The 13,589-nt window shown below is 37.2% G+C and carries 14 protein-coding genes and 1 tRNA gene; 2 read left to right on the forward strand and 13 right to left on the reverse strand.

Going from position 1 to position 13,589, the window contains the following annotated elements:
* Positions 1–89 precede the first annotated feature (89 nt).
* The 7 genes from rimK to HCG49_RS02495 form a co-directional block, all read right to left on the reverse strand.
* The gene (gene rimK, locus HCG49_RS02465) at positions 90–1,466 is read right to left on the reverse strand and encodes a 30S ribosomal protein S6--L-glutamate ligase (RefSeq protein ID WP_168467977.1); all 1,377 of its coding nucleotides are present in this window, start codon (positions 1,464–1,466) and stop codon (positions 90–92) included.
* A 106-nt stretch (positions 1,467–1,572) separates the two neighbouring features.
* The gene (locus HCG49_RS02470) at positions 1,573–1,989 is read right to left on the reverse strand and encodes a VOC family protein (protein WP_168467978.1); all 417 of its coding nucleotides are present in this window, start codon (positions 1,987–1,989) and stop codon (positions 1,573–1,575) included.
* 49 nt (positions 1,990–2,038) lie between these two features.
* Positions 2,039–2,818: an RMD1 family protein gene (locus HCG49_RS02475; RefSeq protein ID WP_168467979.1), complete on the reverse strand. Its 780-nt coding sequence runs from the start codon at positions 2,816–2,818 to the stop codon at positions 2,039–2,041.
* A gap of 5 nt (positions 2,819–2,823) precedes the next feature.
* Positions 2,824–3,138: a hypothetical protein gene (locus HCG49_RS02480; RefSeq protein WP_072765629.1), complete on the reverse strand. Its 315-nt coding sequence runs from the start codon at positions 3,136–3,138 to the stop codon at positions 2,824–2,826.
* A 3-nt stretch (positions 3,139–3,141) separates the two neighbouring features.
* Positions 3,142–4,119 (reverse strand): deoxyhypusine synthase family protein, encoded by a 978-nt coding sequence (locus tag HCG49_RS02485; RefSeq protein WP_168467980.1) that lies wholly within the window; start codon positions 4,117–4,119, stop codon positions 3,142–3,144.
* Positions 4,106–5,050 carry an agmatinase gene (speB, locus tag HCG49_RS02490; protein WP_168467981.1) on the reverse strand — a complete coding sequence of 315 codons (945 nt, stop codon included), beginning with the start codon at positions 5,048–5,050 and terminating at the stop codon, positions 4,106–4,108. Before speB ends, HCG49_RS02485 begins: the two co-directional genes overlap by 14 nt.
* Before the next feature lie 19 nt (positions 5,051–5,069).
* The gene (locus tag HCG49_RS02495; RefSeq protein WP_168467982.1) at positions 5,070–6,527 is read right to left on the reverse strand and encodes an arginine decarboxylase; all 1,458 of its coding nucleotides are present in this window, start codon (positions 6,525–6,527) and stop codon (positions 5,070–5,072) included.
* 435 nt (positions 6,528–6,962) lie between these two features.
* Between HCG49_RS02495 and HCG49_RS02500 the strand changes: the two genes are divergently transcribed.
* Complete coding sequence (locus HCG49_RS02500) at positions 6,963–7,691, forward strand: hypothetical protein (RefSeq protein WP_205764328.1); 729 nt, start codon at positions 6,963–6,965, stop codon at positions 7,689–7,691.
* Between the two features lie 239 nt (positions 7,692–7,930).
* Here the strand turns inward: HCG49_RS02500 and HCG49_RS02505 are convergent, their stop codons facing one another.
* The 4 genes from HCG49_RS02505 to HCG49_RS02520 all read right to left on the reverse strand — a co-directional run bounded on the left by HCG49_RS02505 (position 7,931) and on the right by HCG49_RS02520 (position 9,902).
* Complete coding sequence (locus HCG49_RS02505; protein WP_168467983.1) at positions 7,931–8,440, reverse strand: hypothetical protein; 510 nt, start codon at positions 8,438–8,440, stop codon at positions 7,931–7,933.
* A 139-nt stretch (positions 8,441–8,579) separates the two neighbouring features.
* Positions 8,580–8,918: a hypothetical protein gene (locus tag HCG49_RS02510; protein ID WP_168467984.1), complete on the reverse strand. Its 339-nt coding sequence runs from the start codon at positions 8,916–8,918 to the stop codon at positions 8,580–8,582.
* Positions 8,919–9,024: 106 nt separating this feature from the next.
* On the reverse strand, positions 9,025–9,456 hold the full coding sequence (gene moaC, locus HCG49_RS02515) for a cyclic pyranopterin monophosphate synthase MoaC (RefSeq protein ID WP_168467985.1): 432 nt from the start codon (positions 9,454–9,456) through the stop codon (positions 9,025–9,027).
* A 5-nt stretch (positions 9,457–9,461) separates the two neighbouring features.
* Positions 9,462–9,902 carry a molybdenum cofactor biosynthesis protein MoaE gene (locus tag HCG49_RS02520; RefSeq protein WP_168467986.1) on the reverse strand — a complete coding sequence of 147 codons (441 nt, stop codon included), beginning with the start codon at positions 9,900–9,902 and terminating at the stop codon, positions 9,462–9,464.
* Between the two features lie 338 nt (positions 9,903–10,240).
* On the opposite strand from HCG49_RS02520, the gene HCG49_RS02525 reads away from it, so the two are divergent.
* The gene (locus HCG49_RS02525) at positions 10,241–11,140 is read left to right on the forward strand and encodes an EamA family transporter (protein ID WP_168467987.1); all 900 of its coding nucleotides are present in this window, start codon (positions 10,241–10,243) and stop codon (positions 11,138–11,140) included.
* A gap of 719 nt (positions 11,141–11,859) precedes the next feature.
* Here HCG49_RS02525 and HCG49_RS02530 read toward each other — a convergent pair.
* A complete protein-coding gene (locus tag HCG49_RS02530; RefSeq protein ID WP_168467988.1) occupies positions 11,860–12,705 on the reverse strand; it encodes a tetratricopeptide repeat protein in 846 nt (281 codons plus the stop codon).
* A gap of 730 nt (positions 12,706–13,435) precedes the next feature.
* Positions 13,436–13,507 (reverse strand) — tRNA-Arg (locus tag HCG49_RS02535).
* Between the last annotated feature and the right edge of the window lie 82 nt (positions 13,508–13,589).

A 13,589-nucleotide genomic window follows, 5' to 3' on the forward strand; every position in this document is an offset into this window, starting at 1 on the left:
TCATAAAAAAAGACCTAAAACGAATTGTTTTAGGTCTTTTTTTTTAACGACAGTTTATACCTGATCTTTTTAATCAGAATTTCACTATCCTACTGATTGAACTTAATTTTCCGTTCAATAGCCATTATCATGGCATTGGCAATATCTTTTCCAGTAGCATTTTCTATCCCTTCCAATCCTGGGGAAGAATTCACCTCTAACAGCAAGGGTCCTTTATTAGATCGAATAATATCGACTCCTGCCACTGCTAAGTTCAATACTTTGGCCGCCTTGAGGGCCAGCTTTTTTTCTTCGGCAGTAATTTTCACAACCGAGGCTTTTCCTCCTTGGTGGATATTAGCTCGGAACTCGCCTTTTTCTGCTTGGCGCTGCATAGAAGCCACTACTCTGCCATTGACCACAAAGCAACGGATATCCTGACCGTTAGCTTCTTTGATAAACTCTTGCACCAGAATATTGGTCTGTACACTTTTAAAGGCGTTGATAACGCTTTCTGCGGCCTTATTGGTTTCTGCCAAAACCACCCCTTTTCCTTGTGTGCTTTCCAAAAGCTTAATGATTAGCGGAGCCCCGTTGACCATTCTTATCAGGTCCTTGGTATCCATGGGCGATTTAGCAAAACCGGTAATCGGAATATGAATATCGTTTTTAGAAAATAGTTGTGAGGCAAATAATTTGTCTCTGGATTGAGTGATGGCCTCGGCCGAATTTAGGCAATACACCCCTAAATTATCGAATTGTCTAATTAAGGCACAGCCATAAAAGGTAACTGCTGGTTTAATCCTCGGAATAATAGCATCGAACTCATTCAATATATTACCGCCTCTATAGCGGATCTCTGGAGAATTGGCATCCAATTTCATATAGGCATGCTCCACGTTTAGAAATACCATTTCGTGTCCTCTGGCCTCTCCGGCTTCCATCAACCTTTTGTTGCTGTACAAGGCGGGGTTACTGGCCAAAATCGCAATCTTGAGTCCAGTTTTTTCCTTAACCTGGGAGGCGTATTTTTCGGCTATTTCATCTTCCGAAAACTCCTTGAAGCTATAGCTAATCGCAGAATTCACCATAAAACGGTCGTTTAGAGCTTCTCTTCCCAAAAGCATTCTGTACTCCATGGTATCTCTATTGGCAAGGGTCAGTTCTATCTCAAAAACATTCTCTCCTATTTTTACAGGTGTTTTGATCACAAACCGCTCTTCGGATATCCCTGAAGAACTTTTTACGGTTCTTCTATCGACCAATTTAGCCAAACATTCTATATTAATGCTCCTATTATCCTGTAAGGGGTTAACCTCGAACCTTACCCATTCATGGGCGCCCTTAGAGATTACCTTTATATTATTTGCCTGTATTGAAGAGGTTTTTGCTCCAGAATCTACCCTTGCCTTAATGGCCGGAATTCCCAATTCTTCGAACACACACCATTCTTCACTACCAATAATACCCAGGTTATTATTATCCATACCTTTTGCTATATTTTTATAGTGGCTAAATTCAATCTTTTCAGAATTTGCTTCACTATTTTATCATTAATTATTTATTAAATTTTTTAAGTGCGCTGCAATTAGATTACACTTTAAACATTTCTTCTTGCTCACTAAAGCATTTAAACTCTATTGTATGTCCGTTTGGATCTTGCACAAAAAAGGAAGTATGTTCGCCACTCTTGTTCTCTAAAAAAAGAGTTTTTTCGGTGAGCTTAACCTCCGATTCAGCTATTCTCTGATAGCATTTCTCCCAAGTTACTTTATCTAGGATGACCCCAAAATGAAAAGCCGGCAACATTGAATTTTCAAATTTATAGGTTTTAAATACAAAATTAAATTCCCCAGCCTTCGTAAAGGTAATCTGATTTCCAAACAAATCAATATCTAACCAATGAGAAGCAAATCGGCCTAGATGCGCTCCTAGTAGATGGACATAAAATTCTTTGGTTTTGGAAATGCTCAAACAGGGCAATGACAAATGAAAAGGCGCTTTTTTCATAAAGGCTAAATTTAAACATCATCTAATGTGGCTATTGGCAATATACAGCTTAGCGAATTAAACGGAGCACAAAAAGATCTAAGACCTCTACTAAAATCAGGATAATAATGATCCATTCTAGCCTACTGCTTTCCCTATGATCTAAAATATCCTTAAAAAGCCCTAGATTTTCCTTAATAATTTCTATTCGCTCATGAATATTCCGATATCTATTCTTTAGGTCGAACGTTTGTTTAAGCGCTACATTTAATTTATTGAGGCTTTCATTTTCCCAAGTACTGTCGGGCTCATCAAATATATACAGGTTTTCGGTAATCTGATTTTTAATATTCAGCACCTTCCCTATAAATCGCTTTAATTTAATCCCCGAAATATTAAGCCTTCCGTGTTGTTCTAAATATTTTGTATGCTCGTTGGTTTCTCCCAACAGCTCTTCAGAGATCAGGGAGTACCTGTCCAGGGCTACAGAATGAGACGTATTTAACATCACCAACCTAATAAAATCGGAATCAAAATTTGGTAAAACTACTTTATCAAAGGCCACCTCTTGGTGGCCTTCGATAATTTCTACTTGCATTGTTTCCGTTAACTGTGGAGACCCTCCCTCTTTGGAGAGCTCCCTTAAGGAATATAATATGCGTTGCATCTCCTTTTCGGAATGATTGAAGAAGGAGACCAAGCCGTATTGAAATATGTAAACAAACTTCTTATCGCCATTTTTCAAATAAAGCTCCTCACTGTCCGAATATAAGATCTCTAAAGGCAAAAGCGATTTACACTGTCTTATATTTAAGGACGAAGCTATATGAAAGGCTACGACTTTATACATGGGATTTAGTCATCATCTTCCCCGTCCTCTACTGCTTCGATATCGACATCGGGAATAGCATCTGGATCATTATCGTCAAAATCCTCATAGTCATCTTCGTCATAATTGGCCATGGTTTTTTCTAACTTGGCACTAATTTTAACTAGGTATTTGGTATCTTCCGTTGTAACCTCAACAGCTTCTATACGTTCTCCTTGTGCATTTTTAAAGGAGATGATATTTAAATCATCGTATCCATCTGGATACTTTTCCACCAAAAGCTTAAGCACCTCTGGGGTCAGCTTTTTAAAGTCTACTATAACTCTCTTTAAATTATCCATAAACTACATATCTAGAAGGTAAGCAAAAACTAATGGAGCCACGATGGTCGCATCACTTTCGATAATAAATTTGGGCGTATTGATATCCAATTTCCCCCAAGTTATTTTTTCGTTGGGCACAGCACCGGAATAGGAACCATAACTAGTAGTAGAGTCACTGATTTGACAGAAGTAACTCCAGAATGGCGTATCTGTGCGTTCTAGATCCTGATACAGCATTGGCACAACACAGATCGGGAAATCACCGGCGATACCACCACCTATTTGGAAAAACCCGATTCCATTTTGAGAATTGGCCGTGTACCAATCTGCTAAAAAGGTCATATACTCGATACCAGATTTCATCGTACTTGCCTTCAATTCTCCTTTCACTACGTAAGAAGCAAAGATGTTCCCCATAGTACTATCTTCCCAACCTGGGCAAACGATAGGCAAGTTTTTCTCGGCGGCAGCATACATCCAAGAGTCCTTAAGGTCTATTTCGTAGTATTCTTCCAAGACACCAGAAAGCAACAACTTATACATAAATTCGTGCGGGAAATAACGCTCTCCTGCTGCTTCTGCATCTTTCCAAATTTTCACGATATGTTTTTGTAACCTACGGAAAGCTTCGTGTTCTGGGATACAAGTATCGGTAACCCTATTTAAGCCTTTCTCTAACAAATCCCACTCGTCCTGAGGTGTAAGATCGCGATAATTAGGCACTCTTTTATAGTGTGAGTGTGCCACTAAGTTCATGATATCTTCTTCTAAGTTCGCTCCGGTACAAGAAATGATCTGCACTTTATCCTGACGGATAACCTCGGCAAAAATCTTACCTATTTCCGCTGTACTCATGGCACCAGCTAAGGACACCAACATTTTGGACCCTTGTTTTAACTGATCTTCGTATCCTTTGGCAGCATCTACTAAGGCTGCAGCATTAAAATGCAAATAATATTTCTCGATAAAATTGGAGATTGCTCCTTTATTCTTCGTCATCTTCAAATTTTGAATGGTTATTGCCAACTTGTTTAGAATCTACTGCATACGAATTGTCATATTCATCGTTTACAGCTTCTCCCATAAATTTATAACTTAACATTTTATAATACAATTTTGCAGCAAGGAAATCGGACGATCTTTCATGTTCGTTCGGACAAAGTTCCACGATGTCAAATCCTACTACATTCTTGTCTTCGAATACCTGTTTTAAGAACTCTAAAGCCTCATAATACAACAATCCGCCTGGTTCTGGAGTACCGGTCGAAGGCATAATGGACGGGTCTAAAGCATCGAGGTCGAAAGTAATGAAAACATTGTCTGTCATCAGGTCAATAGCCTTATCCATCCAATACTCGTCATTGACCATATCATGGGCAAAAAAGGTCTTTTCCTCATCCATAAAGGTCTTTTCAATAGCATCCATACTACGGATCCCTACTTGGATAAGGTTGGTTGTTTGGCTTGCTTCATGAACGGCACAGGCATGGTTATACTTTGTTCCATCATACGATTTCCTCAAATCGGCATGAGCATCGATATGCAATACCGTAAGGTTGTCGAAACATTCGTTAAACGCCTTAATTGTCCCTATAGAAATGGAGTGTTCTCCTCCAAAGATCGTAACGAATTTATTGCGTTTAATATATTCCTTGGTGGTTCTGTGCACGGCATTCACCATTGCTTCTGGCGAGCTGTTTTCGGCTACGGCATCGGCTAAATAAATTCCTTGTTGATATACTTCTGTACCTGTTTCAATATCGTACAGTTCCATGTTGGCAGATGCTTCCAAAAAGGCATCAGGGCCCTTATCGGCTCCTTTTCCCCAGGAACTGGTTCCATCATAAGGTACTGGAATCAGTACCACTTTAGCTTTTTCCAATTGCGCAAACTCGTCTGGAATGCCAGCGTAATTGTTTGTTGTAATCATTTTTTAAAGTTTATTGTTTTTATAGGTCAGATCCAATTTTACCCTTCACCTTTGACTTAGTAACAACCTCTTCCTTTTGCCCCATATCATAGCCCAAAATTCGTAGTAGGTCATCTGCCTTTTGTTGTTCACTAAATAATTCGGTTGAAATATTCCCTTCTTCGTCCTTATCTATTAAAATATGTTTTGGATGTGGGATAAGACAATGTTGTAATCCCCCATAACCCCCAATAGATTCCTGATAAGCGCCAGTATTAAAGAAGCCTATATACAAAGGCTTGTCCTTCTTATACTTTGGCAAGTATATCGCGTTCATGTTTTGCTCACTGTTGTAATAATCATCGCTATCACAGGTGAGTCCTCCCAACAACACACGTTCGTACTCATCTTGCCAACGGTTCACCGCCAACATAATAAACCGTTTGTTTATTGCCCAAGTATCTGGTAAAGTAGTAATGAAAGAAGAATCGATCATGTTCCACTTCTCACGGTCATTTTGTTGCTTTTGATACAAGATTTCATAGATAGCTCCTCCGCTTTCCCCTACTGTAAAACTTCCGAATTCGGTAAAAATATTAGGTACCGCCACATCTGCTTCTGCACAAGATATGTTGATTTGATTAATAATCTCATCAATCATATATTGATAATCATAATCGAAGGTCAACGAATTCTTAATCGGGAAACCACCGCCAATATTAAGACTGTCCAAGGAAGGGCAAATCTTTTTTAACCTAATATACACCTTCAAACACTTTACCAATTCGTTCCAATAATACGCATTATCACGGATCCCGGTATTGATAAAGAAATGGAGCATTTTAAGCTCTAACTTATCATTGTCCTTGATTTGATTTTCATAAAAAGGTACAATATTTTTATATCCGATTCCCAAACGAGAGGTATAAAACTCAAATTTAGGCTCTTCCTCAGAAGCAATACGGATACCTACCTTAAAGGTATCGTTTATAGCTTCGGACAACAAATCGATCTCCTCATAGTTATCGATGATCGGAATACAGTTCTGATGCCCATTATTGATAAGCCTGGCTATATTGGAAATATATTGATCTCTTTTAAACCCATTGCAAATAACATAGGTATTATCCTTGATCCTCCCTGTTTCCTTTAATTTTTCCACGATATTAATATCAAATGCCGAAGAGGTTTCGATATGGATATCATTTTTTAAAGCTTCGTTTAAAACCGGTTTAAAATGGGAACTTTTTGTACAATAACAATAATGATATTTACCTTTATAGTTATGTTTTTCCATGGAAATCTTAAACCACTCCTTTGCTCTAGTGATGTTATCACTAATTTTTGGCAGATAGGTAAATTTTAATGGACTACCGTATTTTTCTACCAATTCCATAAGCGGGATGTCATGAAATTTTAGGTTATCGCCATCCAAGGTAAACTCTTCTTGCGGAAAATAATAAGTTTGATCAATGAGATTAATATACTTTGTGTTCATTTCAAAAAATATGATGGATTGTAAATAGGTAAATACTTTAACAAGTTACTACAATTACCGTTAAACCAAAATTTCTTTTCTGGTAGTAGGTACAAAAAAATATTCGTGCTGACTGGACACAATTGAAGATAAACTTGAAATTAGCTTTAAATATTGGCTATCCATACCATAGGAATGCACTAAGTAAAACCTCTTAGTATCCACAAGTCTCAATATAAAAAAATGGTTCATTAAATTCTGCTAAGTGCAATTGTCCTAAACAAAATATGCTGCTTATTTGACGTGACAAATGAAAACAAAAAAAATGAAAAAACAAGCGTTTTAATTTTTTTTACCACCTAAGGACCCACAAATTTAACATAGCAGCCCATTTTAGCCACAATCAATTGACTACTACAGAATTATATTTTATATTTATTTAAAAAAAAGCGACCTATGTGCACCAAATTAGACGTAAATCGGCTATTCTTATTTCTTTTCTTTATCTCGTTTTTTGGTGCCAAGGCGCAAATACCTTCCAATGTTTATTATTATTCTGAAAAATTAAACGGAAAAACAATTGAACATGAATTAAAAATAGACAGTAGTTATTTTATCCACAGCAGCTATCAAACTTCGCCTGCAAAATTTATAGCTACCAGGGGTGGATATTACACTCTCGAAAACGACCACTTGAAGGTCCAATTCGAATTCAACTCTAACTACCAAAAAGATTCATTGACCTCTATAGTGCTGCCTTATTCGTTACAAAAAGGCACTTTGACCCTGTTAGATCCCAGTCCGAAGAACTTTAGGCCTCTTCCTAATACCCCACAGGCGCTAGAAGGCAAATGGCTCATAGCCGGGAGAGTTACCGAAGAAGGAGAAAACCGCTGGGACAATACGGGGCCACGAAAGACCATGAAATTCTTAATCAACGGGCATTTTCAATGGATTGCCTTCCATACGGGCACCATGGCTTTTTTGGGTAGTGGTGGGGGCACGTATACAGCCCAAGACGGTGTGTATACAGAAAACATCGCTTTCTTCTCCAGAGACAATTCCAGGGCCGGGGCTGTGCTTAGCTTTCAATATAAGGTAATTGCCAATGAATGGTACCACAGCGGAAAAAGCAGTAAAGGCGACCCCTTACATGAAATTTGGGCCAAGAGGCCCCTAAAATAGACTTCTCAGATTCCTAAATGCACAGCTATATCCGCGTTAGGGACTGCGGCGGCATCCCCGCAGCAGCGCAAGGGATATAGCCAAAGGCCCGCCCGACAAAGGAGGGAACGCCCAAATGATGATCCAAAAAAGTTATAGAAATATGAAATTCCCCTAGATTGGTTTGAGAAAATAAGGGGTCCTCAAACAAAAATCCCCAGCGGGGCCGGGGATTTTTATAAATTGAATGGGCGAAAAAATTACGCTACCGCTTTACGGGCAGTACTAATGACCAAGCCAACATTGATAAGCTCACTCCATTTCTGGGCTCTTTTTACCTCAAAATCTTCGCCGTAAATGTCCTGATTGTCGTAAAAACCAAGAACAACGTTATTCTTGTCCTGCGCTTTAAAACTAAGTTCTAAATACAGTTCTTCTAACACAGATTCCCTTTTGGAATTAATCCTTTTTAATTTTGTTTTTGTAATTATTTCGCATTTATCGATCTCATGGATAGAAATTAGCTGGGTTAAAGGCACGCCATCCTTTATTTTTGAAAATACCAGTTTGTTCTGGACTTTATCGATTCCGATCATGGAATTTCCCCAATTTTCTTTAACGTCAAGTTTTAAGTTTGCTTCTTCTGCCACTTGCTTAAACTGCTTAGACATTATTTTTATATCGCTTTTCCCCGCTTTATTAAACAGTAAAAAAGGTAAAAAGGTACACAATACCAGTATCCCGGATATTAACAACAGTGATGTATTCATTTGTATATTATTTTTCTAAAATTATTATTCTTAAAATTTGAAATAGCAGCAGGCCATTGTTAATAATGATTAACAGTGGATGCCCTTGCCCGGCCCAAAACCGAATGTTTGAGACCCTGAATTAAATTATGGGAATAGTTTAGAAAAAAGTGTGAAAGGGATAAATGATAGTAAAGGTATCCAAGCTGACCGACACAGGCTGCTTGGCGTCCATTTTAACAATAGGTTGTCTAAAAGACAGATAGTATCCAGGCTTTATGCTATGTAAAAAAACCTTGAAATCCCTATTGAATTGATTGACAGCAGGTATTTCGTAAGTACCTGAAATGTTATAAATATTGCCTCGGTGGAGTAATGCTTGATCTACTAAAGAGTGATCTTTTTGAATTTCTCCTGGAAAATTTTCCACGACATCGTTTGCCACGGAAGTCGACGCCATAGCAATATGACCTATACTTAAGAACAGTATAAGCAACATGAATTTACAGAAACCTATTTTACCAGACTTTTGCATTCTACAAAGATAATAGAGAATTGTGCTAAAAAGTTGTTAAGCACTTAATAATATTTAGTCAAAAAAACATCTAGGCACTCACCCCTATGTCTGACTTTCCCCCTGTTTTCTTGAGGAGCTTAATATTCTGAATCTCAACACCCTTATCTATAGGTTTTAGCATGTCGTACATATTTAGGGCTACAATACTGGCCCCGTGCATCGCTTCTACTTCGACCCCGGTTTTATAGATGGTCTTTACGGTAATGAGCACTTGTATTTGTAAGCCATTGATGGTATACGAAATATCGGTGTATTCTATTGGCATTGGGTGACAATCTGGAAGAAGATCGGCCGTTTTTTTCACACCTAACAAACCGGCGGCCTTACTCATAGCAAATACATCGCCCTTGGGTACCGTATTATTTTTTATGGCCGTTATAGTTTCTTCCGAACTTACTTGTACTATCGCTTGGGCTATTGCCGTACGTACCGTAGCTTTTTTATGAGTGATGTCTACCATTTCGCTTACTTATTTACTTTCCATTGATAAGAATCGTCCTTAAAAAGTTCCTTTCCAAATATAGGCACTTGCTTTTTTATTTCCTCGACAATATGGTTCAAGGCATCAAAGACTTCTTTTCTATGAGGGGCAGATACAAATACGAACAAACATAATTCACCGGCATTTACCCTTCCAAGGCTGTGATAAATATGCATACAGCTCAGCTGAAATTTAGCAAAGGCACCCTCTCTTATTTCGTGGAATTTCTGATTGGCCATTTCCTCATAGGCCGTGTATTCTATAGCGGCAACCTCTCGGTCTTCGATTATATCCGCTCTTACTTGACCCAAAAATATATTATGGGCACCTATGCCGGTTTTAGATTGGTGCTTGGCGATGGAATTGGCAATGAACTCTGGACTTATAGGTCCTTGTACAAATACATTTTTTGTCTTTTTTTCCATTCGGATAAAATTACGGTGTGGCAGATTCTAACTTTGGGGCAAGTTATACAATTCTGAAGATTTAATCGCTTAACGCCCAAAAAAGGATATTTATAAGGCGCTTGAATTTAAAGCTGGTCGTTTTACGGCCTTTGTTATTTTTTGCCACCACCAGCATAGCGCTCCCTAACTTTTTTTCTTGATTACAATTTAAGGATATAGCATCCAAGGCTTCTTGACGCTAGAGATTCCATACTCAAAACAGCATAATATTTTTAATCTAAAAATATTATGCACAAGCTATATGAAGCACAGTATACCGCATTTTCAATGTACTAAAATAAGCTTATCTTCGCGCGATGTGGATGTATTTAGGGCTTTTAGCCGCGCTTTTTTTAGGATTACACAATTTATGTAAAAAACATGCTGTTCAAGGCAATGAGGTATTTCCGGTGCTATTAGGAACTATTGGCTCGGGCTTCATATTTATTTTACCTTTATTTTTCAGTTCTGTTTTTCTCCCCGAATACAGTAAGGCCAACGGATTTTTTATTCCAGAAATCCCTTGGGAGGTTCATGGCTTTATATTTATAAAATCGGCTATTATGGCGGCCTCTTGGATTTTAGCCTATCAGGCTTTAAAACATTTGCCCATCACCATTGTCACCCCTATTAGGTCTGCCGGTCCCTTTTTTACTTTTATTGGCGCCATTTTTATTTATAATGAAAGACCTAATCCATTACAATGGCTTGGTTTTTTCGTTATTATTTTCTCTATGATGTTGTATTCTAGAATTGGGAAGAAAGAAGGCATTAATTTTAAAAGGAACAAATGGATATTTGCCATTATCGCCGCTACATTTTTAGGCGCTTCCAGCGGCTTGTACGATAAGTTCCTTATTCAGTCTCTAGATTTAAACCCACAAACCTTAATTTTTTGGTTTAGTTTTTATGTCATCCTAATTTTACTTGTCATTTTATCGATATCATGGTTTCCAAATGCCGAAAAACGAAAGGCCTTTACATGGCGTTGGAGTATTCCTGCTGTTGGAATACTTTTGCTAGCTGCCGATTATTTTTATTTTAAAGCCTTACAAGATCCAGAAGCTTTGATCATGTTGCTTTCTGCTATCAAACGCAGTCAGCTTATCATTGCCGTAGTGATTGGCGGACTTATTTTTAAGGAACAAAATAAGCGAAAAAAACTGGTGCCCTTAGGTGGAGTATTGCTGGGAGTGTTCCTGATTTTATATTCTTAAAAGGGCTGGGTTGCACTCTCTAGTGGTATCTCATTTTGACGATTTGTGAGCATTTAGAGTGCTTTTTTTCCTTCATTACAAATGAATTGAAAAGTAATTCTCGAATGCCAAGACATCTTATTAAAGGAAAGTAAGCGTTCCATAAATTCGAAACAGGAAGCTTTATGCTATGCGCTTACATTTTAAATAAGGAACAATTAAGCAAGTTAACTTAAAGCTTCAGGCCATTTTAATTTTATTTCTTATTCTTCTTCCTCTTTTTCCTCCAAAGGATATAAAAGATGACCAGTAATATAGGCAGAATAATATATACAATGACATCAAATGCGCTTGTAAGATCGATAGGATCATTGTCATCTGGGTTTCGTGTGCCTATTGGAAATTGCAGCAGTAAAGGATATAGCTTGTATAGCATTTCATTTTTTTTTGTAAATCGTTATAATACAATTTACAAAATTAAATAGACTGTCCTCTTAAGTTGCATCGCTTATTCTTTTTCTTTCTATGCATTTTTCTGAGACCTCGTAATTACATTCTAAAAAGGATCTTTATCTATTCTAGAAATAAAGATCCTGATTTACTTTCGTTGGCTTTAAAATCACCCTATATCCTACAGAATTCATATAAACGCCTATATTGATCCTAAGAGATTTTTGGTTTCAAACCTATCAATATACCACTCAACATTGCGGTTTCACAACACTCGAATATTCTTATAATTATGACTTAGGGATTAATAATTTAAAAGATTTGTTATCATGTAAATTTTCAAAATGCTTTTCATTTAGCAGTTCGTCTTCCAGGGTGTCGGACAATTCAAGTGCCTTTTTTATATCTTTTAACGCTTCAGTCTGTTTATCAAGTTGTGAATAAGCACAGGCGCGCTGCCAGTATGCCAGAGCATACTCCTTGTCAAGCTCAATAGCGTGATTTGTAAGATTTAATGCCCAGCGTACTTCTCCTATTTCTAGTAATGCATCAGCCTTATAAGTTATAGCTTCAATATCATCTGGTTTTATACTTAAAATTTCATCATATACCGAAATCTTGTCCTCGTCCCCTTTTTCTAGTCCAGCACGCATCCATAAAGAGTGAATTGAATTTGTATCTGTTATATTTTTTTGTGTTTCTATAATGACTTTCGAACGCTCCGTCATTTTCACCTCAATCTGTTGTAAACGACTTTCATAGTCTGAAGTAAGCGTTTGAATTTTCTTTGCCATATCAATTTTTAGGCTCTTTTTTATATCATTCAAAGAACGCCAACCTAAAAGAACCAATAATGATGCTGCTGCAGTAATTATATAAAAAATATTATTTACGGTGCTGGTGGTGTAATTAATAGCTCTATCTGATGACTCTAATTTAGCTTCAGAAATCTGTTTTGTAACCTGTGCTTTCAAGCTTTGGTTTTCCTGTCTTATACTTTTTATTTCATCAAGAATATATCTTTCGATTAATGGCCTGTATAAGGGTTGTTCTATACTATCTACTTTAACCGTATCTTCCGAAAATAACGTAATAGGTGTAATAAAAAACAGTATTGCTATAAATAATTTTGACATTCTAGTTTTGGGTTGTTTATAATTATAAGGATCCGCAAGTTTGATAAAAATATTGACACAGCCAATTTTTCATCTTTTTCCTTATCTCTTCAATAAAATAATCCGTGGGATATTTTTGTTGGGATTCTTAAAAATAACGAATATTCTCTGTCTTTTGGTGACATTTATAAGATATGTGCGGTGTTACCCAATGTAGTTATGCAGCCTTAACAAAAGTAGGATATACCTTTGCCCAATACTATAAAGTTGTGACGTATTGTGATGAAGTTTTTGAAATATTTGGTGTTGTGACACTTGAGAATGTCCTTTAAGGTATAATTCTCAACTCTGTTCTTCCCCAGAAATATAGATTTGAATAGCTATGGTGTTATACGTCTATCCTCTGCCCTTAATTCTTAAAAATAATGGAACGTTCGGAATTCACTTCGTTAAGGTACTGGTTGAGCCTAAAGTTAAATCATACGCAATCTCTCCATCTTAGAACTCCAAAACGAGTAACCTTAAGCTAAGTAAGAAACTATTGAAAAAAAAAAGTTGACGATCTTGGATCTCGAATGCTTCATATCAGATGATACCGATTGAAATATAAAAACTAATACTGTAAATCAGCTTATTACAAATAAAATAAACTGATTTAACAGTAAAAAGCATCTCACCAAGAATCCCGTTCGACTCCGCTCACGGGCTTCGATTCACAAGCTACGCTTGTCGTGCTTCGCACAGTTGTTCGTGACCTCACCAAGAATCGAACTTGGATCTAAAGTTTAGGAAACTTCTATTCTATCCGTTGAACTATGAGGCCATTAATACCCATCGAATAACTGGGCAGGCAAATGTAAAATTTATTTGATAAAATCACCAATACCTTAAGAGATTATTGATAA

Origin of the sequence: Arenibacter sp. 6A1, assembly GCF_012272855.1 — a bacterium.
Lineage (GTDB): Bacteria > Bacteroidota > Bacteroidia > Flavobacteriales > Flavobacteriaceae > Arenibacter.

Coding starts and splice junctions, on each gene's coding strand:
- HCG49_RS02520 (WP_168467986.1), bottom strand. CDS start 9,902: ATGGAAAAAAAGACAAAAAATGTATTTGTACAAGGACCTATAAGTCCA.
- HCG49_RS02505 (WP_168467983.1), bottom strand. CDS start 8,440: ATGAATACATCACTGTTGTTAATATCCGGGATACTGGTATTGTGTACC.
- HCG49_RS02510 (WP_168467984.1), bottom strand. CDS start 8,918: ATGTTGCTTATACTGTTCTTAAGTATAGGTCATATTGCTATGGCGTCG.
- HCG49_RS02480 (WP_072765629.1), bottom strand. CDS start 3,138: ATGGATAATTTAAAGAGAGTTATAGTAGACTTTAAAAAGCTGACCCCA.
- HCG49_RS02530 (WP_168467988.1), bottom strand. CDS start 12,705: ATGTCAAAATTATTTATAGCAATACTGTTTTTTATTACACCTATTACG.
- rimK (WP_168467977.1), bottom strand. CDS start 1,466: ATGGATAATAATAACCTGGGTATTATTGGTAGTGAAGAATGGTGTGTG.
- HCG49_RS02475 (WP_168467979.1), bottom strand. CDS start 2,818: ATGTATAAAGTCGTAGCCTTTCATATAGCTTCGTCCTTAAATATAAGA.
- speB (WP_168467981.1), bottom strand. CDS start 5,050: ATGATTACAACAAACAATTACGCTGGCATTCCAGACGAGTTTGCGCAA.
- HCG49_RS02495 (WP_168467982.1), bottom strand. CDS start 6,527: ATGAACACAAAGTATATTAATCTCATTGATCAAACTTATTATTTTCCG.
- HCG49_RS02500 (WP_205764328.1), top strand. CDS start 6,963: ATGTGCACCAAATTAGACGTAAATCGGCTATTCTTATTTCTTTTCTTT.
- HCG49_RS02470 (WP_168467978.1), bottom strand. CDS start 1,989: ATGAAAAAAGCGCCTTTTCATTTGTCATTGCCCTGTTTGAGCATTTCC.
- HCG49_RS02525 (WP_168467987.1), top strand. CDS start 10,241: ATGTGGATGTATTTAGGGCTTTTAGCCGCGCTTTTTTTAGGATTACAC.
- moaC (WP_168467985.1), bottom strand. CDS start 9,456: ATGGTAGACATCACTCATAAAAAAGCTACGGTACGTACGGCAATAGCC.
- HCG49_RS02485 (WP_168467980.1), bottom strand. CDS start 4,119: ATGACGAAGAATAAAGGAGCAATCTCCAATTTTATCGAGAAATATTAT.